General features: G+C 73.8%; 18 protein-coding genes. 7 read left to right on the forward strand and 11 right to left on the reverse strand.

What is annotated here, in order from left to right:
* Positions 1-410: 410 nt before the first annotated feature.
* On the reverse strand, positions 411-1,415 hold the full coding sequence (locus tag ACZ3YL_RS39575) for a stage II sporulation protein M (RefSeq protein WP_188307912.1): 1,005 nt from the start codon (positions 1,413-1,415) through the stop codon (positions 411-413).
* A 241-nt stretch (positions 1,416-1,656) separates the two neighbouring features.
* Between ACZ3YL_RS39575 and ACZ3YL_RS39580 the strand changes: the two genes are divergently transcribed.
* A complete protein-coding gene (locus ACZ3YL_RS39580; protein ID WP_465662448.1) occupies positions 1,657-2,727 on the forward strand; it encodes an RDD family protein in 1,071 nt (356 codons plus the stop codon).
* A gap of 103 nt (positions 2,728-2,830) precedes the next feature.
* On the opposite strand, the gene ACZ3YL_RS39585 is transcribed toward ACZ3YL_RS39580, so the two are convergent.
* The gene (locus ACZ3YL_RS39585) at positions 2,831-3,463 is read right to left on the reverse strand and encodes a hypothetical protein (RefSeq protein ID WP_188307256.1); all 633 of its coding nucleotides are present in this window, start codon (positions 3,461-3,463) and stop codon (positions 2,831-2,833) included.
* 109 nt (positions 3,464-3,572) lie between these two features.
* Here ACZ3YL_RS39585 and ACZ3YL_RS39590 point away from each other — a divergent pair, with 109 nt between their 5' ends.
* Positions 3,573-4,085, forward strand: coding sequence for a SigE family RNA polymerase sigma factor (locus ACZ3YL_RS39590; protein WP_188307257.1), 513 nt, complete (start codon positions 3,573-3,575; stop codon positions 4,083-4,085).
* Positions 4,082-5,107 (forward strand): hypothetical protein, encoded by a 1,026-nt coding sequence (locus ACZ3YL_RS39595; protein ID WP_188307258.1) that lies wholly within the window; start codon positions 4,082-4,084, stop codon positions 5,105-5,107. The genes ACZ3YL_RS39590 and ACZ3YL_RS39595 overlap by 4 nt, the downstream gene beginning before the upstream one ends.
* Positions 5,108-5,176: 69 nt before the next feature.
* Here ACZ3YL_RS39595 and ahcY read toward each other — a convergent pair whose 3' ends face one another.
* The 6 genes from ahcY to ACZ3YL_RS39625 all read right to left on the reverse strand — a co-directional run bounded on the left by ahcY (position 5,177) and on the right by ACZ3YL_RS39625 (position 11,470).
* Positions 5,177-6,625: an adenosylhomocysteinase gene (gene ahcY, locus ACZ3YL_RS39600; RefSeq protein WP_188307259.1), complete on the reverse strand. Its 1,449-nt coding sequence runs from the start codon at positions 6,623-6,625 to the stop codon at positions 5,177-5,179.
* 346 nt (positions 6,626-6,971) lie between these two features.
* Entirely contained in the window at positions 6,972-7,949 is a 978-nt protein-coding gene (locus ACZ3YL_RS39605; protein ID WP_188307260.1) for a cation diffusion facilitator family transporter, read from the reverse strand.
* Positions 7,950-8,018: 69 nt separating this feature from the next.
* A complete protein-coding gene (locus ACZ3YL_RS39610) occupies positions 8,019-9,263 on the reverse strand; it encodes an SIS domain-containing protein (protein ID WP_465662451.1) in 1,245 nt (414 codons plus the stop codon).
* 62 nt (positions 9,264-9,325) lie between these two features.
* Entirely contained in the window at positions 9,326-9,508 is a 183-nt protein-coding gene (locus tag ACZ3YL_RS39615) for a Trm112 family protein (protein ID WP_188307378.1), read from the reverse strand.
* 84 nt (positions 9,509-9,592) lie between these two features.
* Positions 9,593-10,978 (reverse strand): phosphomannomutase/phosphoglucomutase, encoded by a 1,386-nt coding sequence (locus tag ACZ3YL_RS39620; protein ID WP_188307377.1) that lies wholly within the window; start codon positions 10,976-10,978, stop codon positions 9,593-9,595.
* Positions 10,979-11,104: 126 nt separating this feature from the next.
* Entirely contained in the window at positions 11,105-11,470 is a 366-nt protein-coding gene (locus tag ACZ3YL_RS39625) for a DUF3499 domain-containing protein (protein ID WP_188307376.1), read from the reverse strand.
* Positions 11,471-11,690: 220 nt separating this feature from the next.
* Between ACZ3YL_RS39625 and ACZ3YL_RS39630 the strand changes: the two genes are divergently transcribed.
* Complete coding sequence (locus ACZ3YL_RS39630; protein ID WP_188307375.1) at positions 11,691-12,143, forward strand: metallopeptidase family protein; 453 nt, start codon at positions 11,691-11,693, stop codon at positions 12,141-12,143.
* Between the two features lie 35 nt (positions 12,144-12,178).
* Here ACZ3YL_RS39630 and ACZ3YL_RS39635 read toward each other — a convergent pair whose 3' ends face one another.
* The 3 genes from ACZ3YL_RS39635 to ACZ3YL_RS39645 all read right to left on the reverse strand — a co-directional run bounded on the left by ACZ3YL_RS39635 (position 12,179) and on the right by ACZ3YL_RS39645 (position 18,281).
* On the reverse strand, positions 12,179-13,897 hold the full coding sequence (locus tag ACZ3YL_RS39635; RefSeq protein WP_465662454.1) for a DUF5719 family protein: 1,719 nt from the start codon (positions 13,895-13,897) through the stop codon (positions 12,179-12,181).
* A gap of 6 nt (positions 13,898-13,903) precedes the next feature.
* Positions 13,904-17,758: a glycosyltransferase family 2 protein gene (locus ACZ3YL_RS39640; RefSeq protein WP_465662456.1), complete on the reverse strand. Its 3,855-nt coding sequence runs from the start codon at positions 17,756-17,758 to the stop codon at positions 13,904-13,906.
* A 250-nt stretch (positions 17,759-18,008) separates the two neighbouring features.
* Positions 18,009-18,281, reverse strand: coding sequence for a WhiB family transcriptional regulator (locus ACZ3YL_RS39645; protein ID WP_045702141.1), 273 nt, complete (start codon positions 18,279-18,281; stop codon positions 18,009-18,011).
* Positions 18,282-19,030: 749 nt separating this feature from the next.
* On the opposite strand from ACZ3YL_RS39645, the gene ACZ3YL_RS39650 reads away from it, so the two are divergent.
* Genes ACZ3YL_RS39650 through ACZ3YL_RS39660 form a run of 3 tightly spaced genes read left to right on the forward strand, consistent with a single transcriptional unit; the run spans position 19,031 to position 21,893 of the window.
* Positions 19,031-19,546, forward strand: a complete 516-nt coding sequence (locus ACZ3YL_RS39650) for a cysteine dioxygenase (RefSeq protein ID WP_188307399.1) — start codon at positions 19,031-19,033, stop codon at positions 19,544-19,546.
* Between the two features lie 41 nt (positions 19,547-19,587).
* A complete protein-coding gene (gene cofD, locus ACZ3YL_RS39655; RefSeq protein WP_465662458.1) occupies positions 19,588-20,598 on the forward strand; it encodes a 2-phospho-L-lactate transferase in 1,011 nt (336 codons plus the stop codon).
* The gene (locus tag ACZ3YL_RS39660) at positions 20,595-21,893 is read left to right on the forward strand and encodes a coenzyme F420-0:L-glutamate ligase (protein ID WP_188307397.1); all 1,299 of its coding nucleotides are present in this window, start codon (positions 20,595-20,597) and stop codon (positions 21,891-21,893) included. The genes cofD and ACZ3YL_RS39660 overlap by 4 nt, the downstream gene beginning before the upstream one ends.
* Positions 21,894-21,897: the final 4 nt, after the last annotated feature.

The following is a 21,897-nucleotide window of genomic DNA, read 5'->3' on the forward strand; positions in this document are numbered from 1 at the left end:
TGGCACGCTGTTGAGTTCTCAAGGAACGGACACTTCCTTCGAGCCGCCTTCCAGCGGGCCCTCCGGGCGCTTCGTTCTTTCGTGTTTCCAGCTTACCAGATGTTTTCCGCTCCGTTTTCCGGAGTTTCATTCATCCGATTCCCGCTGGCGGGATTTCCTGCGAACTTCGTTCCGAAGCCTATCAAAGCTTTCGGAGTGTTCCGTCCGTGGGATTTGCTTCATCGGAGGATGCGCATTTCATGAAACACGCTCGCCTCGATTTCGGCGGTGTCGTAGACACTAACGCCTGGATCCGACCGTTGTCCAGTCAGTCCCAACCGTTGAAACCTACTAGCCCACCCTCACCACGTCAATGGTTTGGCCGGGATGCGAGAAGACTAGCAGGTCAACGGCCTGTTGATCACATCGACTCAGGCGGCGACGGGTTGGAGGTCCGCCCGGTCGGCCGCGTCCACATCGCCGAACTCTCCGCTCGCCGCGGCCTTCCGCCCCAGCACCAGTGCGTAGAGGAGGAAGGCCACCTCGGCCAGGACGCCGATGGAAATGCGCGCCCAGGTCGGCAGGCCGGACGGCGTCACGAAGGCTTCGAGCACGCCGGAGACCGCCAGGACCGTCGCCAGGCCGATCGCCATTCCGATGATCGAGCGGCCCTGCTCGGCCAGCGCCACCGCGCGGGTGCGCGGGCCGGGGTCGATGACGGTCCAGCCGAGGCGCAGGCCGAAGCCGCCGGCCACGAAGACCGCGGTCAGCTCCAGCAGGCCGTGCGGGATGAGCAGGCCGAGGAAGACGTCGAGCCGCCCGGCGGAGGCCATCAGCCCGATGCCGACCCCGAGGTTGACCACGTTGGTCCACATCACCAGGAGCACCGGAATGCCCAGGGCGATCCCGAAGAGCAGGCACTGCACGGCGACCCAGGCGTTGTTCGTCCAGACCTGGGCCGCGAAGGAGCTGGCCGGGCGGTCCGAGTAGTACGCCTCGTACTGTCCGCCGGGGCGGGTCATCTCCCGCAGGTCGTCCGGGGTGATGAGGCTGTTGCGGACCTCGGGGTGGGTGGCCATCCACCAGGCGAGCAGCACGGTGGCGACCATCGAGACGGCCGCGACCGGCACCCACCAGCGGCGGGCGCGGTAGAGCGCGGCCGGGAAGCTCACCGTGTAGTAGCGGGCGACGTCCTGCCAGCCGTTGGTGCGGGCGCCGGTCACCGCGCTGCGGGCCCGCGAGACCAGGCTGGTCAGCCGGCTGACCAGGGCGGGGTCCGGCGCGGCGGCCTGGACCTTGGCGAGGTGGCCGGTGACGCGCTGGTACAGCGTGACCAGCTCGTCGGCCTCCTCGCCGCTGAGGCGGCGCCTGCGGGCGAGGGCGTCCAGCCGGGCCCACTCCCCCTGGTGGGTTGCGACGAAGACGTCCAGGTCCATGCGGCGGCTCCATGGTCGGCGATGGCGCGAGGCGCGCGTGCGCGGTCGGGCAGGTACGTGCGGACACGTGCGGGCCCAGCATGCCAGGAGCCGCCGCCGCCCCGGCCGTCGGGATCTCACTTCCCGTGCGCCCACCGGGCGCCGTATGTTGGCGGCTGCGGATCAGACTGCGGAGAGCGGGCAGTGGGGGCCGGTCCAACCGCACTCCCACCTCCCGCATGAGCGTGAACGGACAGGTGTCTTGAGCGACCTGGTGACGGGTGAGGCGGTCGTCCTCGACCTGCAGACGGCAAAGCTTCCGAGCAGGGCGCTGGCCATCGTGCTCGACCTGCTCATCGAGTTCGCCGCTCTGTTCGTGTCCATGCTGGTGATGAGCGTGGCCCTGTCCGACCTCGACAGTGCGGCACTGGCGGCCACCATGCTCGGGATGACGGTGTTCTACCTGGTCGGCCTGCCGGTGATGATCGAGACCCTCAGCAACGGACGGTCGGCCGGCAAGGCCGCGCTCGGCCTGCGGGTGGTGCGCACCGACGGCGGACCGGTCCGGTTCCGGCACTCGCTGGTCCGCGGGCTGGTGGGCTTCTTCGAACTGATCGCGATCACCGGCGCCCCGGCCGTGATCACCTCCGCGCTGAACTCGGACGGCAAGCGGCTCGGCGACATCTTCGCGGGGACGGTGGTGATCCGCGAGCGCACCCCGGGCGGGGTCGGCACGGCCGGGCCGCTGCCGCCGGTCCACCCGCAGCTGCTGCACGACATGGGCCGCGAACTGGTCGCGATGGACCTGTCCGCGGTGCCCGAGGCGCTCTGGCTCGCGATCCGCCAACTGCTGAGCCGGATAGGCCAGTTGGAGCCGGGCGTGACGTTCCGGATGGCCACCGGGCTGGCCGACGACCTGTCCGCCCGGATCGGGAACCCGGTGCCGCCCGGACTGCACCCGGCCGCCTACCTGGGCGCGGTCCTCACCGAACGCCAGCGCCGGGAGTGGATGCGCGCCCAGCAGCGGTTCGCGGCCTCGGCCCCCGTCTGGACGCCCGCCCCACACCCGATGGCCGTACCGCACTCGATGCCCGCCCCGCACCCGATGCCCGCCCCGCACCCGATGGCGGCCCCCTCCGTCACCGCCGACGGCCGGCCCCACCGCATCCTCGGCGTACCCGCCGCTCCCGCGCCCGCAGCCGTCGCCCCCGTCGCACCGGCCCCGGCCGCTCCCGCCGCACCGTCCTTCGTCAAGCCCGCACAGCCCCCAGCACCGGCGCCCGCCCCCGCCCCCGCCCCCGCCCCCGACGCCGGCTTCGCCCCGCCCGCCTGAACCCCGCCCGCCTGAACCCCGCCCGCCTGGCCCCCCACCCGCCGAGGCCCGCCAATCTGAGCCCAACCCGGCGGAGCCCGAGCCACCGGAAGGGCCTGCCCCGCTACTCCTCCCCCACCGACCAGGCGTTCGGCGGCGACGCCAGTTCCTCCAGCTCGATCCCCCCCGCCGCCAGCACCACGTCCCCCGCCAGGTGCACGACCTGCTGCTCCCCCGTCTCCAGGTCCGCCACCTGGTACCGCTCGACCAGCAGCGGCCCCGAGTCCGTCTCATGGGTGTCCACACCCTCCAGCAGCCACCCCTGGTCGAAGGTGCGCGGCGCCAGCACCGGCTCGCTGAACGCCACCAGCCGCACCCGCGCGCTCGCGCCCTCCCGCAGCCGCAGCATCCGGGCGGTGGCGACCAGGAAGCCCGGCGAGCGCCCGGCGAAACCGTGCGCCCGGTCGTGGCCCTCCACCGTGTGCTCGCCACCCGGGTCGGCCGCGTCGGTGCGCACCCAGGCGACCCCGTCCACCGCGCCGCCGCGCACCTGCCAGCCCCCGGCCCGCAGCTCCATCCGCAGCGGCCGGGCCCGCGAGTCCAGCGTCAGGTCGACGCTGCCGAGCACCCGGCCGTCCGGCGCGTAGGTCTTGGAGACGTACCGCCACCCGGCCGCCCCGGGCGCGCAGCTGAAGCGCTCCTCGCCGAGCAGCAGGTGGTCGTGGGTGTCATGGAGCGAGTACCGGCCGTTGGGCATGCCCGAAGCCTACGCATCGTCGTCCCGTGCAACATTCGGGGCCGGTCCCCGCATTAGAGGGTGGGACGGCGCGGGAGAGACGCCGTCCGGACGACGAGAGGGGGTGCGGATGGCGAAGCAGACGCGCGACGCGGAGTTCACGGAGTACGTGACCTCCAGGGGCGGCTGGCTGCGCAAGGTCGCCTATCTGCTGTGCGGGGACTGGCACCGGGCCGACGACCTGGTGCAGGAGACCATCACCAAGCTGTATGTGCACTGGTCGAGGGCGAGCCGGACGGACAACATCGACGGCTACGCCCGCCGCACGCTGGTCAACACCTTCCTCGCCGAGCAGCGCACCTCCTGGTGGCGCCGGACGATCCGCACCGGCGTCCCACCGGAGACCGCGGCCGCGACCCTCGACCTGGACGTCTCGCTCGACCTGCGCAGAGCCCTGGCCGACCTGCCGCCCCGACAGCGGGCCACCGTCGTCCTGCGCTACTACTGCGACCTCTCGATCGACCAGGCCGCCGAGGCCCTGGGCTGTTCCTCCGGCAACGTGAAGAGCCAGAGCTCACGCGCCCTGGACGCCCTGCGCCGCAGTCTCGTTCCCGTTCCCGCGGTCGCGGAGAAGACCTCATGAACAACCTCGAAAACACAGAACTCATGTTCCAGCTCAGGGACTTGGCCGAAGAACCGGCCCCGCCGCCGGCCTTCGACGCCGCCACGTCCATCGCCCGGGGCCGCGCCCGACTGCGCGCCCGGCAGGGGGCCGCGATCGGCGCGGTGGCCGCCGCGACGGCGCTCACGGTCGGCTTCACGGCCCTGCTGCCCAGGGCCGGGAACGCGGTGCCCACCGTGCCGCCGGCCTCCGTCGCGGCCACCCCGGTCCCGTCCCCCACCGCGAACGCCATCGACGGCACCCCGCTGCTCACCGACGAGCTGAAGGTCGGCTGGCTGCCCGACTGGGTGGACCGCGAGCACGGTCTCAGCTTCAGCGCCGGCTCCTTCGGTTCCAACCTCGTTGCCGAGGAACCGAACCCGAACATGCGCCGCCTCCAGGTCACCCTGCGCGCCCCCGGCCCCGAGCCCGTCCTCGGAACCCACCCGGACGAGGCGAAGGTCCCGGCCGCCCCGATCAACGGGCAGACGGCGTACTGGGTCGAGCATCCGACGGATCCCCGCTACGACCGGAGCAGCCGGGTCCTCCGGTGGCAGACCGCCGACGGCCGGTGGGCGCAGATCAACACGACGCACGTCTCCTCGGCGGCCATCCCCGACGAGGACCTCATCAGGATCGCGGAGTCCGTCACGGGCGGAAGCCGGGACGTCCCGATGCCGCTCTGGCTGAGCGGGCTGCCGGCGGCTGTCCGGCCGGACTCGGCATCCGTGGTCCGCTCCACCGGCCCGGCGCCCTGGTCGGCGCAGATCGTCCTGGCGGTCGAGGGCGGGACGGTCACGGTCACGGCGTCCCCGGCGAGTGACCCGAGGGACTTTCCGCCCACCCAGCGGTGCCGGAGCGAGGCCGGCCTACAGGTCTGCGTGACCACGGCTCCCGCCGTCCTGCCCCGGCTCGACCGGTTCGGCGGCCTGCCGGGCCTGCTGGACCTGGTGCACGTCACGGGCGCTGACGAGAGCACCTGGACGACCAGCAACCTCCGCTGAGCCCGGACGCGCCGGTGGCCGGCACCCCGCCCAGGGGTGCCGGCCACCGGCGTCGGAGACATCACCGCATCAGTAGCGGTACTGCTCCGCCTTGTACGGGCCCTCGACCGGAACGCCGATGTAGTCGGCCTGCTCCTGGGTCAGGGTGGTGAGCTTCACGCCCAGCGCGTCCAGGTGCAGTCGGGCGACCTTCTCGTCCAGGTGCTTCGGCAGCACGTAGACGCCGATCGGGTACTCCTCGGTCTTCGTGAACAGCTCGATCTGGGCGATCGTCTGGTTCGCGAAGGAGTTGGACATCACGAAGGACGGGTGGCCGGTCGCGTTGCCCAGGTTCAGCAGGCGGCCCTCGGAGAGGACGATGATGGTGCGGCCGTCGGCCTTGCGCCACTCGTGGACCTGCGGCTTGACCTCGGTCTTCACGACGCCGTCGAGCTTGGCCAGGCCGGCCATGTCGATCTCGTTGTCGAAGTGGCCGATGTTGCCGACGATGGCCTGGTGCTTCATCCGGGCCATGTGGGAGGCCATGATGATGTCCTTGTTGCCCGTGGTCGTGATGAAGATGTCGGCGGTCTCGACCACGTCGTCCAGGGTGGCGACCTGGTAGCCGTCCATCGCGGCCTGGAGGGCGCAGATCGGGTCGATCTCGGTGACGATGACGCGGGCGCCCTGGCCGCGCAGCGACTCGGCGCAGCCCTTGCCGACGTCGCCGTAACCGCAGACGACGGCGACCTTGCCGCCGATCAGGACGTCGGTGGCGCGGTTGATGCCGTCGATGAGCGAGTGGCGGCAGCCGTACTTGTTGTCGAACTTCGACTTGGTGACCGAGTCGTTGACGTTGATCGCCGGGAACAGCAGCTGGCCGTCACGGTGCATCTCGTACAGGCGGTGGACACCGGTGGTGGTCTCCTCGGTCACACCCTTGATGGTGGCCGCGACCTCGGTCCACTTGTTCGGGGTGTCCTTGAGGGTGCGGTTGAGCAGCTCGAGGATGATCCGGAACTCGTCGTTGTCCGCGGTGGACGGGTCCGGAGCGGCACCGGCCTTCTCGAACTCGACGCCCTTGTGGATCAGCAGGGTGGCGTCGCCGCCGTCGTCCAGGATCATGTTCGGGGTCTTGCCGTCAGGCCAGGTCAGCGCCTGCTCGGTGCACCACCAGTACTCCTCCAGGGTCTCGCCCTTCCAGGCGAAGACCGGCACGCCCTGCGGGTTCTCCGGGGTGCCCTCCGGGCCGACGGCGATGGCCGCGGCGGCGTGGTCCTGGGTGGAGAAGATGTTGCAGGAGCACCAGCGGACCTCGGCACCGAGCGCCGTGAGGGTCTCGATCAGCACCGCGGTCTGGACGGTCATGTGCAGCGAGCCGGTGATCCGGGCGCCGGCCAGCGGCTGCGCCTCGGCGTACTCGGCGCGGATGGACATCAGGCCGGGCATCTCGTGCTCGGCCAGCTGGATCTCCTTGCGGCCGAACGGCGCCAGGGAAAGGTCGGCGACCTTGAAGTCACCGGTGATGTCGGTCGACATGCGTCTGCTCCTCGCTGATGGGGTGGGGCATGGCCAAGGTCCGGATGTGCGGTGCGCATGGCGGGCCGTACGGGTGCACGGCTACGCCGGGGCGACCTGGTCCGTGGTGACGGACCGGTTCCCCGCTGCGCAGCACAAACCGCCGGAGGACCTCTCTCCCTCGACCGGCGCACACCCTACGGGTGCGGGCCGCCGATCGACCGCCATCAGCAGCGACGTTCTGGCTCTGGTGACGAATCTACACCGGCCGCCCCACCGGCCGTCCGCGGATGACCGATTTCCAGCGCCGGATCCGACCGCCGCTCGACCGGGACCCACCCCCGGAAGCTCCGGGGAGGACGGCCCGTCAGTGCGCCGCGTCCGGGCCGGGCCCGCCCGGGGTGGCGGCCGGGTCCTCGCCTGCGGCGGCCTTCTCGGCGCTGTAGACGTCGGGCTCCAGGTAGATCGCCCGCGCGATCGGCACGGCGGCGCGCACCCGCTCCTCGGCGGCGTCGATGGCCCGCGCCACCCGCTCGGCGCTGTCCCGCGCGTTGACGGCGATCTTGGCGGCAACCAGCAGTTCCTCCGGGCCGAGGTGCAGGGTGCGCATGTGGATCACCCCGGTGACCGCCTCGCCGTCCACCAGCGCGGCGCGGATCCGCCGCACCGACTCCTTGTCGGCGGACTCCCCGAGCAGCAGCGACTTGGTCTCCAGCGCGAGCACCACCGCGATCACCACCAGCAGGACGCCGATGCACAGCGTGCCGACGCCGTCCCAGACGCCGTTGCCGGTGATCACGGTGAGCGAGACGCCGAACAGCGCGAACACCAGGCCGATCAGCGCGCCGGCGTCCTCCAACAGCACCACCGGCAGCTCCGGCGCCTTGGCGGTACGGATGTACTGCACCCAGCCCTGGGCGCCCTTGGCCCGGACGGACTCCCGCACCGCGGTGCGGAAGGACCAGCCCTCCATCGCGACGGCGAAGAACAGCACACCCACCGCCCAGCCCCAGGAGTCCAGCGCCTCGGGGTGGTTGACCTTGTGCCAGCCCTCGTAGACCGCGAACAGGCCACCGACGCTGAACAGCACGATCGCCACCAGGAAGCCGTAGATGTAGCGCTCGCGCCCGTACCCGAACGGGTGCTCCTCGTCCGCCGCCCGGCGCGCCCGCTTGCCGCCGATCAGCAGCAGCACCTGGTTGCCGGAGTCCGCCACCGAGTGCACGCCCTCGGCCAGCATCGAGGAGGAGCCGGTGAACCCGAAGGCCGTGAACTTGGCCGCCGCGATCGCCAGGTTCGCGGACAACGCCGCCACCAGTGCCTTCGTCCCGCCCTCTGCGCTCATGGGCTGAGACTAGGGCGGGTCCGACAATTCCCGCCAGGCGCGCGAAGTGTCGGACCGGCCCCAGCGGCCTCAGGACTGCGCCGCGGCGAGCCCCAGGTAGACGGCGGCGAAGTCGGTCAGCGCGATCAGGTCGGCCAGCGCGTGCAGCGGGTCCGGACGGGTGCTCGCGTACTCGGTCAGCCGTACGTCGTGGGCGGCGGCCAGCCGGTGCGCGCGGTTCGCGCCGAAGCTGCGCGGCCGCTCGTCGTCCTCGGTCACCTCGGCGGGGCCGTCCTGCTCCTCCGACGTGCCGGTGCCGGGGACGTGCCGCAGCAGCAGCACCTGGAGGTGCAGCGGGTCGGGCTCCTCGACCCGGTCGCGGAAAAAGTCGTCCGGGTCCGCGCCCGCGCCCAACTGGCCGGTGAACATGCCGCGGTGGGCGGTGAGCACCTGCGGCAGCGGGCCGGCCAGCGCCGGGCGGCCGGCCCGGTCGGCCAGCTGGGCGGCGAACCGGGAGACGGCGGCCCCGGCGACCGGGCCCTCGGCCCACAGCAGCGGGACGGTCCCGGCCAGCCGCGCGGCCAGCCCCTTGGCCGGGTTGGTGTACGCGGCGGCGTCCGGGCGGCAGCGCACGGCGGTGGCGTCCAGCAGGTCGGCGACGGCGGGCAGCGCGTCGTACGGCAGCTGGGTGAGGCCGAGCTTCTGGGCGAGCGCCAGCAGCGGGGTCAGGTGGGACCACAGCGCGGCGGGGTCCTCGGCCGGGAGGTCCGGCTCGGCGGCGGGCGCGGCGGACGGGCCCTCCTCGGGCAGCGCCGCGGTGACGTACGGCAGCGGCAGCGCGCGCACCTGCAGCGCGGCCTCGGCCAGCGGGCTGCCGGCCGGGGCGGTGACGACGACGGCGCAACCGCGCGCGTAGGCCTGCTCGGCGAGGCCGATCAGGCCCTGCTCGCCGCCGTCGGCGGAGCTGACCACCAGCAGGTCGAGCGGGCCGGCCCAGCCGGGCAGCTGCCAGCCGAGTCCGGCGGTGAGGACGGGCGGGGCGCCGGCCCGGTCGGCGCGCGGGGCGGCGGCCTCGGTCGGCGGCAGCGGGGCGACCAGGACGGCGGAGCCGGCCAGCGTGGCGAGGATCTCGGCGGCCGTCAGGGCGCTGCCGTGCCCGGCGACGAGCACGGCGCGCGGGCGGCCGTCCGGGCGCAGCCGGTCGAGGCCGGCCGTGTCGGCCTGCCGCAGCGCGGTGCGGACCCGGGCGCCGGCGCCGGCCAGGGCCAGCAGGGCGCGGTCGTGGTCGGCGCGCTGGAGGGCGGCCGGGTCGTCGAGCAGGGTGTCGTCGAGCATGCGGCGGGCCTCCGGCTGTCCTGTGGTCGGCGGGCGCGGGTGGGGCTGTCGGCCCCCAAGGATCAGGCCGGGCGGCGGGCCTCGTCCACCAGGAGAACCGGAATGCCCTCGCGGACCGGGTACGCGAGGCCGCAGTCCGCGCCGGCGCAGACCAGTTCGGGGTGCTCCTCGGTGCCGCCCTCGGTGAGCGCGGCCCGGCACTGCGGGCAGACCAGGATCTCCAGCAGGAAGGATTCGAGCTTCATGGGGGCTTCTCCAAGGTTCGGGGGTGGCACGGAGGTGCCCCGGCCGATAGGCAACCCTACCGGCCGGGGCACCGCGCGCTTCGGTCAGGCGCGGACGATCGCGAGCACGCCGTCGCGCAGCTCGGCCATCCTCGCCGGGTCCTTGGCCTCGACGTTGAGCCGCAGCAGCGGCTCGGTGTTGGAGGCGCGCAGGTTGAACCACCAGTCCGGGCCGGCCACGGTGAGGCCGTCCAGCTCGTCCACGGTGGTGCCCTCCAGGCCGGCGTAGGCGGCACGGACGGCGGCGGTGCTGGCGGCCTGGTCGGCGACGGTGCTGTTGATCTCGCCGGAGGCGGCGTAGCGGTCGTACTCGGCGGTCAGCTCGGACAGGGTGCGCTGCTGCCCGCCGAGCGCGGCCAGCACGTGCAGCGCGGCCAGCATGCCGGTGTCGGCGCGCCAGAAGTCGCGGAAGTAGTAGTGCGCGGAGTGCTCGCCGCCGAAGACGGCGTCGGTGACGGCCATCTCCTGCTTGATGAAGGAGTGGCCGACCCGGGTGCGCACCGGGGTGGCGCCGAGCTCGCGGACCACCTCGGGGACGGTCCAGGAGGTGATCAGGTTGTGGATGATCGTCGGCTCGGCCTCGCCGGCGGCCTGGGCGCGGGCGATCTCGCGGGCGGCGACCAGCGCGGTGATCGCGGACGGGGAGACCGGCTCGCCGCGCTCGTCGACGACGAAGCAGCGGTCGGCGTCGCCGTCGAAGGCCAGGCCGAGGTCGGCGCCGACCTCGCGGACCTTGGCCTGGAGGTCGACCAGGTTCTTCGGGTCGAGCGGGTTGGCCTCGTGGTTGGGGAAGGTGCCGTCCAGCTCGAAGTACATCGGGACGAGCTCGATCGGCAGGCCGTCGAAGACGGTCGGCACGGTGTGGCCGCCCATGCCGTTGCCGGCGTCCACGGCGACCTTCAGCGGGCGGATCGCGGTGAGGTCGACCAGGCCCAGCAGGTGGTCGGCGTAGCCGCGCAGGGTCTCCTGCGCGGAGAGCGCGCCGGGCTGCACGTCCTTGGCCGGGACGGTGACGGTGTCGTCCTCGGCGGTCCAGGACTCGACCAGCTCGCGGATCTCGGACAGGCCGGTGTCCTGGCCGACCGGGGCGGCGCCGGCCCGGCAGAGCTTGATGCCGTTGTACTGGGCCGGGTTGTGGCTGGCGGTGAACATCGCGCCGGGCAGGTCGAGCTTGCCGCTGGCGTAGTAGAGCTGGTCGGTCGAGCACAGGCCGATCTCGACCACGTCGGCGCCGTAGGCCGCCGCGCCCTCGGCGAAGGCCCGGCTCAGCGACGGGGAGGAGGGGCGCATGTCGTGCCCGACCACGATCGCGGACGCGCCGGTGACCTGCACGAACGCGGCGCCGAAGGCCCGGGACAGGCTCTCGTCCCACTGGTCCGGGACGACGCCTCGGACGTCGTACGCCTTCACGAGCTGCTTGAGGTCGCGCACTGCGGCTCCACCCTGGTTCTCTGCTGTCGATACGTCGGGCCACCCGCCCGCCCGGTCGACGGGTCACGGTGACGTCAGACGGGCAGCGTACCCGGGCCGGGCGAACGCACCGTACGGGGCGAGTCCTCAGTTGTCGGGCGAGCGCAGGACCCGCAGGTGGCCGCGGCGGCCGCCCTCGGTGGATTCGCCGTCAGGGCCGCGGCCCTGACGGGGGGTCTGCGGGCGGGCGGCCTCGCGGACGGCGTTGGCGAGGGCTTCCAGGTCGTCGCTGCTGCGGCGCAGCGGCCCGGCCTCGGCGGCGAGCCGGACGACCTCCCAGCCGCGCGGGGCGGTGAGCCGCTCGGCGTGCTCGGCGCACAGGTCGTAGCAGTGCGGCTCGGCGTAGGTGGCGAGCGGGCCCAGTACGGCGGTGGAATCCGCGTAGACGTACGTCAGCGTCGCGACGGCCGGTCGGCCGCACGCGGTCCGCGAACAACGACGTACAGAGCTCACGAGGGTGGACGGTACCGCACTCCCCGCCGGGGAGCGAAGACCGCCTGTCCGGCGGGGGGTGCCGTGTCGCGGCCGGCACCCCCGGGCCCGCCCCCCGGCGCACTGCCCGGCTCGCTCCGGCCGGCTCGCTCCGGCTGTCCGGGCACGCGCCGCCACCCCGGCGATTCCCCCGTCGGAGTGGTCCACTTCCGACCCGCCAAGGACTACTCTCGGCAGTGATATGGACAGCTCCGCACCGCAGTCATCGACAGGCCCCTCGCGCCGCCCCCGGCACCGCGACCGGCACGGCAGGGGGCTGCGCGGTCCGCTGGCGCCGCCCCAGGTGCCGATCTCGCTCACCCGCTCCGAACTGTTCGACGACTACGTGCGCGAGTCGGTGGAGCGGCTGGAGCGGCGGTGGCCGCAGCTGATCGAGGTGGAGTTCGCCGTGCAGGAGGTGCCGCTGCACGAGGCGGCCGGCGCCGACAGCGAGGACGGCGTGCCGCTGGGCCGGGTGCTGCCGGGCCAGAAGGGGCACAAGAGCCAGATCGTGGTGTACCGGCGGCCGGTGGAGATCCGGGCGAAGACCCGGGAGGACCGGGCCGCGCTGGTGCACGAGATCCTGATCGAGCAGGTGGCCGAGCTGCTGGGGCTGTCGCCGGACGCCATCGACCCGCGCTACGACGAGGACTGACCTCCCGGGGGCCCGCGGGCCCCCGGGAGGTGTGCTCAGCGCAGGACGACGCCCGGGTCCTGGGTGGCCTGCGGGACCTGGACGGTGCTGTGGTCGTCGCGCAGCGCCTGGACGGTGAACATCGGCACGTCCTTGGTGGGGATGGCGAGCATCCGGGCGGCGACCACCGGGCCGCCGGACTCGGTCTCCACGGTGAGCGCGAAGACGCCGTTCAGCCCGGCGGGCTCGGGTGCCGGGATGGCGACCGTGCCGCCGGCCGGGATCTGGACCTCCTTGGTCGCCGGGGTGCCGCCGCCGCTGCCGGCCGAGGCGGTGACCTTGACGGTGGCGGCGTCGCCGGCGGAGGTCAGGAACAGCGTGGAGGCGCCGGCCCGGTTGTCGGCGACGGTGGCCCGGGCGCCGACCGGGGCGCTGCCGCTGAGCCAGGCCGCGTCGCTCTTGCCGTTGCCGCCGGTGCGGTCGACCCGCAGGCCGGCCACGACCTTGGTGGGGTGCTTGTCGTCGCTGGGTGACAGCCGCAGCCCGGCGACCTCGTCCCGGGTGACCTTGCCGAGGTCGACGGAGGCCACCATGCCCGCCTTGACGTGGATCGACTCGTTGCCGGCCGGGGTGAACCAGCCGTTCTTGCCGGAGAGCTGGATCTTCAGGTCGGCGTCGTCCTCCGGCGGCGCCCAGACCACCAGGTGGGCCGCGGCGGTGTCGGCGGGCAGGCCGGCCATCACCTGGGTGGGGGCCGGGTCGGCGGAGGCGGGGATCCAGTCGGCGCCCTTGTTGCCGTCGGCGGCGTGCAGCGCGGCGCCGATCCGGCCGGAGCGCACCACCACGTTCACGGCCAAGTCGTTGACGGCGCCCTTGCTGAGGGTCGACAGCAGGACGGACTGCGAGCTGCCGGGGGCGACGGTGATGCCGTTGGCGGCGTCGTTGTCGATCAGGCCCTTGTCGCCGTACATCTTGATGTCGACCACGGCGGCGGAGGACTCGGGGTTGACCAGGCTGACGTAGTCGACCCGGTCGCCGGCCGTGCTGGCCCCGGCGAACCAGAAGCTGGTGCCCTCCGGGGTGCAGGTGAGGCCGGACAGGCCCATGCCGCGCTGCTCGGTGACCACGGTGGTCTGGGTGACGGTGAAGCCGGGGGCGAGCGCGCCGTTGGCGACCGCCCCGGTGCCGGGCGCGTTGTCGCCGTTGCCGGCCGGGCCGGTGGCCGGGGTGCCGGGCTTGGTGACGGTCAGCTTGGCGTCGGCGGGCGCGGCGTTCTTGTCCGGGGCCGGGGTGGCCGGGGCGCCGGAGCCGCTCGGGGCCGCGCTCGGCGTCCCGCTCGCGGCGGGGGTCCCGGGGGCCGAGGGGGCCGTGGTCGGCGGGACGGCGGGGGCGGACTGCTCGGCGAGCCAGCCGGCGCCGCCGGTGGCCGAGCCGGTGCCGGGCGGGGTGTAGGCGGTGAACGTGGTCGAGCCGGTCAGGCCCTGGAACGGCTGCGGGCAGACCGCGGCCGTCCGCTCGACCTGGGCGCTGCTCGGGGCGGCCCCGCCGTCGGCCTTGGCCGGGCTGGCCGGCGGGCGCGACTCGGCGATCCCGAACACGGCCGCCAGCACCACGGCCGCAGCCAGCAGCGACTGGGTGGTCTTCCCGGCGGACCGCGCGGAGCCCTTCCCCGCCAAACGGGCGGGCTCAGCGGCCTCGACCGGCTCGGCGGCGGCGGACTCGAAGGGCTGCTCGGCCCCGGCGCCGGACTTCTTCCTGAAAGCGGGCTTCTTCATCGCGGGTCAGCTCCCCGATCCGTGCTGGTGCGGACGGTAATTCCCGGGGCCGCCCGGTTCGTTGGGGTCGTAGTACGGCTCACCCTGCTGCTGGCCCGGCAGCCAGGTCTGCTGCGGCTGGCCGCCCTGCTGCTGGTAGGGGTCGTAGCCGTACTGCTCCTGCGGGTACTGCTCGTAGCCCTGCTGGGGGTAGCCCTGCTGCTGCCCGTCGTACCCGTGGCCGTCGTAGCCCTGGCCGTCGTACCCCTGGTTGCCGTACGGCGCGGCCGCCGGCTGCTGGGCCGCGTACTGGTCGTAGCTGTACGGGTCGGCCTGCTGGTACGTCTGGTACGGGTCGGTGTACGGCTCGGCGTCCTGGACGGCGGCGGCCGCCTGGACCGCCCCGGCCACCGGCTCGCCGGTCGGCTGCGCCGGGATCGCACCCGGCCGGCCCTCGTACACCCCGGCCTCCTCGGCGCCGGGCTCGCCGCCCTCGCCGCGCTCGGCCATCCGGCGGGCCCGGCGGCTGCCGGGGGCGGGAGCCTGCGCCTGGGTGGCGGCGGCCAGCGCGGCGGCGGCCAGCACCTCCTCGGGCAGGTCGTCGTCGTTGTGGTTGCGGCGGCCGGGCAGGGCCAGCACCAGGATGCTGAGGCCGATCACGACCTGGGCCCAGATCCAGCCGGTGTGGGCGAGGCTGCCCTCCCGGGTGACGCTCAGCTTGCCGCCGGCGGCCGGGAGCTTGAAGCCCTGTGCCCAGCCGTCGACCGTGACGGACTCCAGGGCGGTGCCGTCCACGGTGGCCTTCCACTCGGGGGCGGCGGACTCGGCGAGCCGTAGCACCCGGCCGTCCGGACCGGCCGGGACGGTGGTGGCGAGGTCGCGGGCCCCGGCGGGGACGACCACCGGGTTGGTGCCCGGGGCGGTGATCACCGCGCGCACCGCGGGGGCGCCGTTGACCTGCCAGAGCGCGGTCTCGCCCTCCTGGTTGGCCTTGACCAGGCCGGGGGTGGTGTCCAGGACGTCCTTGAAGGCGTCGATGGCCTGCCGCTCGACCAGCACGTAGGCGATGCCGTAGCCGGCCAGGGCGTTCGCCTGGTCGGCGCCGGAGCCGGCCAGCAGGCTGCCGACCATCCTGTTCAGGCCGTCCTGGGTGCCGGTGGCCGGGTCGACGGTGGACTCCGCCTGGCCGAGGGTCAGTCCGGAGCCGCGCACCACGGTGTAGCGGACGGCGCCCTTCTGGCCGGTGACGACGAGGGTGCGGGACCGGTCGGTGGTGCCCGCCTCCTCGGCGATGAAGGCGGGCACCTGGTCGGCCTGGGAGCGCTGCAGCGGGCCGCCGGCGCCGGTCAGCGCCCACCACAGGCCGGTGCCCAGCGGGGCCAGCACGGCGGTGGCCACCACCAGAGCGGCCACCGGCTGACGCCAGCCGAAGGCGATCCCGGCGACGCGGGCGTTGGCGCCGTCGGCGCCGATCGCGGCGGCGGCGAGCAGGGCGATCCCGGCGATCAGGGTGGCCGGGCCGGCCCAGGCGGGCACCGGCTGGCCGCCGGAGGCCGGGGTGACGGAGGTGCCCGCCACCACGACCGCGAAGACCAGTCCGGCACCGGCCGCGCCCCAGGCGGCGAGCACCGCGCGGCGCCGGTCGGCGCGCAGCAGCGCGGCCAGCGCGGCGAGGACGACACCGGCGGACAGCCAGACCGGCGGCACCCCGGCACCGCCCGGGTTGACCAGCAGCAGGCCGGCCGCGCTCGCCCCGGCGCCGTGCAGACCGGGCAGCCCGGCCTCCAGCAGCAGCAACTGGGGGTGCGACAGCACCTTCAGCGACCAGGGGGCGAGCACCGCGACGGGCACCGCGAGGATCACCAGGACGCGCAGGCCGAGCAGCCGCAGCGCGGTGCCGCCGGAGCCCAGGGCGCCGCCGCGCAGCACCGCGAAGAGCAGCATCGCCAGGCACAGCGGCACGGCGAGCGCCCAGGTCAGCGGCACGAAGGCGGTGGCCAGGGTGAGCAGCAGGACGGTCATCCAGACCGGCCGCCAACCGGGCCGGGCGCCCTTGGCGGCGCTCTCCCGGCGGATGCCGAGGCCGGCCGAGATCGCGGCGGCGCGGGCCAGCGGCGGCAGCAGCACGGCGAGCACGGCGGTGCCGATCCGGCCCTGGGCGAGCGCGCCGGTGGCGGCGGGCAGCAGCGCGTAGGTGGCGCTGGCCCAGGCGCGGACCAGCTTGGAGTCCAGCAGCGGCCGGGACACCAGGTAGGCGCTGACCGCGGCCAGCGGGACGGTGAGCACGACCAGCAGGGTGAGCGCGAGGTCGGCGTGGCCGAACAGCAGCCAGGAGAGCACCGCGAGCACGCCGAGGTACGGCGGTGCGGCGGCGGTGGAGCCGGTGCCGATCGGGTGCCAGGCGTCCGCGTACATCGCCCAGAGGCCGCCCGCGCCGTCGGCGGCGGGCAGCAGCGCGCCGCCGAACAGCTCACCGCTGCCGAACAGGCCGCGGCAGGCGATCAGGGCGAACACCAGCAGGGCGGCGAACAGCACCGGCGCGGGGCGCCGGGCCAGCTTCTTGATCAGCGCGAACTGCTCGACGACGAGGTCCTCGCCGTCCTCGTCCCCGCCGGCCTCGACCGAGCCGTGCCGGCTGCCGGAGTCGTCGCCGCCTCCTATCCCGAGCGAGCCGATGACGCCCTCGACGGCCAGCCGGGTGGTGGCGCCGGGGGCCGGGAAGAGCGTGCGGTCGTCCAGGGCGTCCGCCGCGCGCGTCCGGGCCCGGCGCTTGCGCGCGGCCAACAGCCGTGGGAGGCGGACGAGTTCGTGGCCGAGACCGGCCAGTTCGTCGACCGCCTGGCGCGGATCCTTGCCGAGCAGGTTGGTGACGGCCCGCACCAGGGTGCCGAGCACCAGGCGCAGCAGCACGTACGGGAAGAGCGCGCCCCTGCAGTTGGCGAGCAGGGAGTAGACGGCGCCGGCCTTGTCCACCCGGTGCGGGTGGGAGGGGCCGCAGTCGATCGCGCGGCGCTCGCGGCTGGCCGCCTCGGCGTGCCGCAGCACGGCGTCGGGGGCGACCACCACGCGGTGGCCGGCGGCGTTGACCCGCCAGCAGAAGTCGGTGTCGTCCCGCATCAGCGGGAGGGCCTTGTCGAAGCCGCCGAGCTCCTCGAAGACGTCCCGGCGCACCAGCATGCCCGCGCTGGAGACGGCGAGCACCGGGCGGACCTGGTCGTGCTGGCCCTGGTCCTGCTCGCGGCGGTCCAGGCCGGTCCAGCGGCGGCCGGAGTGGGCGATGGTGACGCCGACCTCCAGCAGCTGGCGGCGGTCGTACCAGCTGCGCAGCTTGGGGCCGACCACGCCGGCGCTGGGGGTGGAGTCGGCGACCTGGAGCAGGCGGCGCAGCGCGTCGGTCTGCGGCTCGCAGTCGTCGTGCAGCAGCCAGAGCCACTCGACCGGCTGGGTCTCGCGCGGGCCGCCGCGGCCGAGGTCGTCCTCCTGGGCGAGCGGGTCGCCGAAGTCGTCCCAGCCGCCGGTGACCGGGTCGTAGCCGGAGGGGTCGAGCCGGTACGGGAGGTCCTCCGGGCGCAGCGGCGGGCTGTTGAAGACGGCCTCGGCGACGGCGGTGCCGAAGCCGGCCCGGCGGCCGAGCACCAGCGGGCCGCTCTCGGGCAGCCAGTCCTCCAGGGTGTCGGCGAGCAGCTGCGGGGAGTTGTCGGTGGATCCGGTGTCGACCGCGAGGATCCGCTGCACCTGGCGGTCCTGGCCGAGCAGGCCGGCCAGGGCCTGCGGCAGCCAGCGGGCGCCGTCGTGCGAGACGATCACCGCGGTGACCAGGTGGCGCGGGTAGGCGGGCGGCCTGGAAGCGGTGAAGCCGCTCTGGTGGCTGTAGACGGTCATCGAGTGCGCGGGCCCCAGTTCTCGGTGGACACAGCCGGTGAACGGCAACCGGATGGCGCACCACACTAACGGCTCCGGATGGCCGCCTCGTGCCCGGTGCCGGTGCGGAGGCGGTGAAGAAGCGGGGTCGGGACGGGCGGAGGCCGTCCCGGGAGCACGAAAGCGCCCCACCGTCGCGGTGAGGCGCTCGTACAGCTTGGCGACCGTCCGCCGCCGGCGGAGGGTCAGCGGGGGCCGGGGGTCAGCCCGGTCAGACCGCGCTCTTCTTGAGCCGACGGCGCTCGCGCTCGGAGAGGCCGCCCCAGATGCCGAACCGCTCGTCATTGGCGAGGGCGTACTCCAGGCATTCCGAGCGGACCTCGCAGGCGAGGCAGACCTTCTTGGCCTCGCGGGTCGAGCCACCCTTCTCGGGGAAGAAGGACTCCGGGTCGGTCTGTGCGCACAACGCGCGCTCCTGCCAACCGAGTTCCTCCTCTTCCTCCGTGATGCCATCCCCGATCAACAGCTCAAAGAGCTCGCTCATGTGGCGCGCCTCCTCTGCCCCTACTTGGCGTCCCCGTGGTTGCCGTTGCCTCGTGCGGCTGACGACACGAGTGAAATTACAGTTGCGTCACTCTGGCCCAGTCAAGCCGAGCTCTGGTATTGAGGCCGGGATTCACTCCCTGGCACCAAGCCATTACGAATAGTGTACATATTCGGACACATTGGACCTTTGGCCCGAAAGTGCCGGACGGCGCCGAAACGCCCGCAACCACTCGCCGGATGACGCACGGTCACCATCACAGGCTGGTCATCGGCCTGCTTTCCCGGCGATCTTCCCATCGAAACATAGAGAGTGATGAATCACCCCATCCGGGAAAGATCCGGACCTAACCCACTCGAATGCCGCATCATCCCGTTTGACACCGGCCCCGCGCATGCGGTGTCCTGTGCTCTATGTCAGAGTTCGCCAGCCCCCGGAGCGGTTCCACGCTCCGCCGTGCCGTGAACTCCTGTTGTCGCCTCTGTTCCTGCTGTATCTAGGCGCCCGCGTCCCACCGCGCGCCGCCACCAGGAAGCACAGAGGCCGCCCGCGAATCCCGCCCCAGGACATCCCGGATCCGGCTGCTCCCCGACCAGCCGACCCATCCGAGGACGACTCCCGTGCGCAAGATCCGCATCCGCAAGCGGAACCGCGACCGCAACAAGCTCACCCGCCGCGGCCTCTCCGCCCACCACACCCCCGGCCGCGCCGACCGGCACCGCTGGGCCGACGGCCTCAGCGACGTCTCCATCGCCGGCGACCCGCTCGCCTTCCCGCACCTGGCCCGCACCGACCTGCCCGGCCACCCCACCACCGTCGCCGGGTACGCCCGACTGGTCCGTGAGATCGCCGCCGACCGCGCCCGCTGGGAGCCGCTGGTCCGCTACGACGCCCTCACCCGCTGGTACGCCCGACTGGAGACCGGCCCCGGCTACGAGGTCTGGCTGCTCAGCTGGCTGCCCGGCCAGAGCAGCGGCTTCCACGACCACGGCGAGTCCTCCGGCGTGATGACCGTCGTCCGCGGCGAGCTGATCGAACGCTCCCTCACCCACAGCGGCGAGGCCGCCCGCGCCCTGCGCCCCGGCGGGCAGCGGGTGTTCTCCTCCGGCTACCTGCACGAGGTGGTCAACGGCGCCCTCGAACCCGCCGTCTCCATCCACCTCTACACCCCGGGCCTGACCGAGATGAACCAGTACGGCGCCGCCACCGCCGTCCCGGAACAGCACCCGGAGCCCCAGCCGCGGGCCCGGGCCGAGCAGCACTGAGCGCGAGCTGACGGAAGGTCCGACCGTGGCAGGATGACCCCATGCGCATCGTGGCACTGGCAGGCGGAATCGGCGGGGCGCGCTTCCTGCGCGGACTCCTCGCGGCGGTCGGACCGCAGGACGAGATCACCGTCATCGGCAACACCGGCGACGACATCCACCTCTACGGCCTCAAGGTCTGCCCCGACCTCGACACCGTGATGTACACCCTCGGCGGCGGGATCAACGAGGAACAGGGCTGGGGCCGGACCGACGAGACCTGGTCGATCAAGGCGGAGATGAAGGAGTACGGCGTCGGCCCCGAGTGGTTCGGGCTCGGCGACCGGGACTTCGCCACCCACCTCGTCCGCAGCCAGATGCTCACCGCCGGGTACAGCCTCAGCCAGGTCACCGAGGCGCTGTGCGTGCGCTGGAAGCCCGGCGTGCGACTGCTGCCGATGAGCGACGACCGGGTCGAGACCCACGTGCGGATCACCGACGAGCAGGGCACCCGGGCGGTCCACTTCCAGGAGTACTGGGTCAAGCTGCACGCCGCCGTCGACGCCGAGGCGATCATCCCGGTCGGCGCGGACACCGCCAAGCCCGCGCCCGGCGTGCTGGAGGCCATCGCCGAGGCCGACGTCATCCTCCTCCCGCCGTCCAACCCGGTCGTCTCGATCGGCAGCATCCTCGCCGTCCCCGGCATCCGGGAGGCCGTCGCCGCCGCCCCCGCGCCGGTGGTCGGGCTCTCCCCGATCATCGGCGGGGCCCCGGTGCGGGGCATGGCCGACAAGGTGCTCGCCGCCGTCGGCGTCGAGGCCACCGCCGAGGCGGTCGCGCTGGACTACGGCAGCAGGACAGCGCTGCGTGGCAGCTCGAACGAGGGTGGTGGCGGGCGGCGGGCGGGCTTGATCGACGGCTGGCTGGTGGACACCGCGGACGCGGCCGCCGTCGACGCCGTCGAGGCCGCCGGGATCGCCTGCCGGGCCGTCCCGCTGCTGATGACCGACGTCGACGCCACCGCCGAGATGGCGCGGGCGGCGCTGGCGCTGGCGGAGCAGGTCCGCAAGTGACGGCGGCGCTGGAGGTCCTGAGGGTCGACGGGATCCCCGAGATCGAGGCCGGGGCCGACCTCGCCGGGCTGATCGCCAAGGCCGGGACGTACCGGGACGGCGACATCCTGCTGGTCACCTCGAAGATCGTCAGCAAGGCCGAGGGTCGGCTGCTGCACGCCGCCGACCGCGACGCCGCGATAGACGCCGAGACCGTCCGGGTGGTCGCCCGGCGCGGACCGATCCGGATCGTGGAGAACCGCAACGGCTTCGTCATGGCCGCCGCCGGGGTCGACGCCTCCAACACCGCCCCCGGCACCGTGCTGCTGCTGCCCGAGGACCCGGACGCCTCCGCGCGTGCGCTGCGCGCCCGGCTCCGGCAGCTCACCGGCCGCCGGCTGGCCGTCGTCGTCACCGACACCTTCGGCCGGCCCTGGCGCAACGGGCTCACCGACGTCGCGATCGGCGCCGCCGGACTGTCCGTCCTGGAGGACCACCGGGGGCGCACCGACAGCCACGGCAACGAGCTGATGCTCACCGTCACCGCGACCGCCGACGAACTGGCCGCCGCCGCCGACCTGGTCAAGGGCAAGGCCAGCGGCGTCCCGGTCGCCGTGGTGCGCGGGCTCGGCCACCTGGTCACCGACGAGGACGGCGCCGGCACCCGGCCGCTGGTGCGGCCCGCCGCCGACGACATGTTCCGGATCGGCACCTCCGAGGCGCTGCGCCAGGCCGTCACCCTGCGGCGCACCGTCCGCTCCTTCACCGCCGAACCGGTCGACCCGGCCGCCGTGCGGCGCGCGGTGGCCGCCGCCGTCACCGCGCCCGCCCCGCACCACACCACGCCCTGGCGCTTCGTCCTGCTGGAGTCCGCACGGAGCCGCACCCGGCTGCTCGACGCCATGCTCGCCGCCTGGCAGCGCGACCTGCGCGAACTCGACGGCTGGGACGACGCCCGGATCGCCCGGCGCACCGCCCGCGGCGACGTCCTGCGCGACGCGCCGTACCTGGTGGTGCCCTGCCTGGTGATGGACGGCTCGCACGACTACCCGGACCCGCGCCGGGCCGCCGCCGAGCGGGAGATGTTCACCGTCGCGGCCGGCGCCGCCGTGCAGAACTTGCTGGTCGCCCTCACCGGCGAGGGCTACGGCTCCGCCTGGGTGTCCTCCACGATGTTCTGCCGCGACACCGTCCGGGCCACCCTGGACCTGCCGGACGGCTGGGACCCGATGGGCGCCGTCGCCGTCGGCCGCCCCGCCGAACCGCCCCGGGCCCGCCCGGACCGCAGCGCCGACGCCTTCGTCGAGGTCCGGTAGCGGC

Source organism: Kitasatospora sp. NPDC023176 (assembly GCF_055560495.1).

Excerpts from the sequence above, each read along its gene's own strand:
- ACZ3YL_RS39575 (WP_188307912.1), bottom strand. The coding sequence starts at position 1,415 with ATGGACCTGGACGTCTTCGTCGCAACCCACCAGGGGGAGTGGGCCCGG.
- ACZ3YL_RS39585 (WP_188307256.1), bottom strand. The coding sequence starts at position 3,463 with ATGCCCAACGGCCGGTACTCGCTCCATGACACCCACGACCACCTGCTG.
- ACZ3YL_RS39590 (WP_188307257.1), top strand. The coding sequence starts at position 3,573 with ATGGCGAAGCAGACGCGCGACGCGGAGTTCACGGAGTACGTGACCTCC.
- ACZ3YL_RS39595 (WP_188307258.1), top strand. The coding sequence starts at position 4,082 with ATGAACAACCTCGAAAACACAGAACTCATGTTCCAGCTCAGGGACTTG.
- ahcY (WP_188307259.1), bottom strand. The coding sequence starts at position 6,625 with ATGTCGACCGACATCACCGGTGACTTCAAGGTCGCCGACCTTTCCCTG.
- ACZ3YL_RS39605 (WP_188307260.1), bottom strand. The coding sequence starts at position 7,949 with ATGAGCGCAGAGGGCGGGACGAAGGCACTGGTGGCGGCGTTGTCCGCG.
- ACZ3YL_RS39610 (WP_465662451.1), bottom strand. The coding sequence starts at position 9,263 with ATGCTCGACGACACCCTGCTCGACGACCCGGCCGCCCTCCAGCGCGCC.
- ACZ3YL_RS39615 (WP_188307378.1), bottom strand. The coding sequence starts at position 9,508 with ATGAAGCTCGAATCCTTCCTGCTGGAGATCCTGGTCTGCCCGCAGTGC.
- ACZ3YL_RS39630 (WP_188307375.1), top strand. The coding sequence starts at position 11,691 with ATGGACAGCTCCGCACCGCAGTCATCGACAGGCCCCTCGCGCCGCCCC.
- ACZ3YL_RS39635 (WP_465662454.1), bottom strand. The coding sequence starts at position 13,897 with ATGAAGAAGCCCGCTTTCAGGAAGAAGTCCGGCGCCGGGGCCGAGCAG.
- ACZ3YL_RS39640 (WP_465662456.1), bottom strand. The coding sequence starts at position 17,758 with ATGACCGTCTACAGCCACCAGAGCGGCTTCACCGCTTCCAGGCCGCCC.
- ACZ3YL_RS39645 (WP_045702141.1), bottom strand. The coding sequence starts at position 18,281 with ATGAGCGAGCTCTTTGAGCTGTTGATCGGGGATGGCATCACGGAGGAA.
- cofD (WP_465662458.1), top strand. The coding sequence starts at position 19,588 with ATGCGCATCGTGGCACTGGCAGGCGGAATCGGCGGGGCGCGCTTCCTG.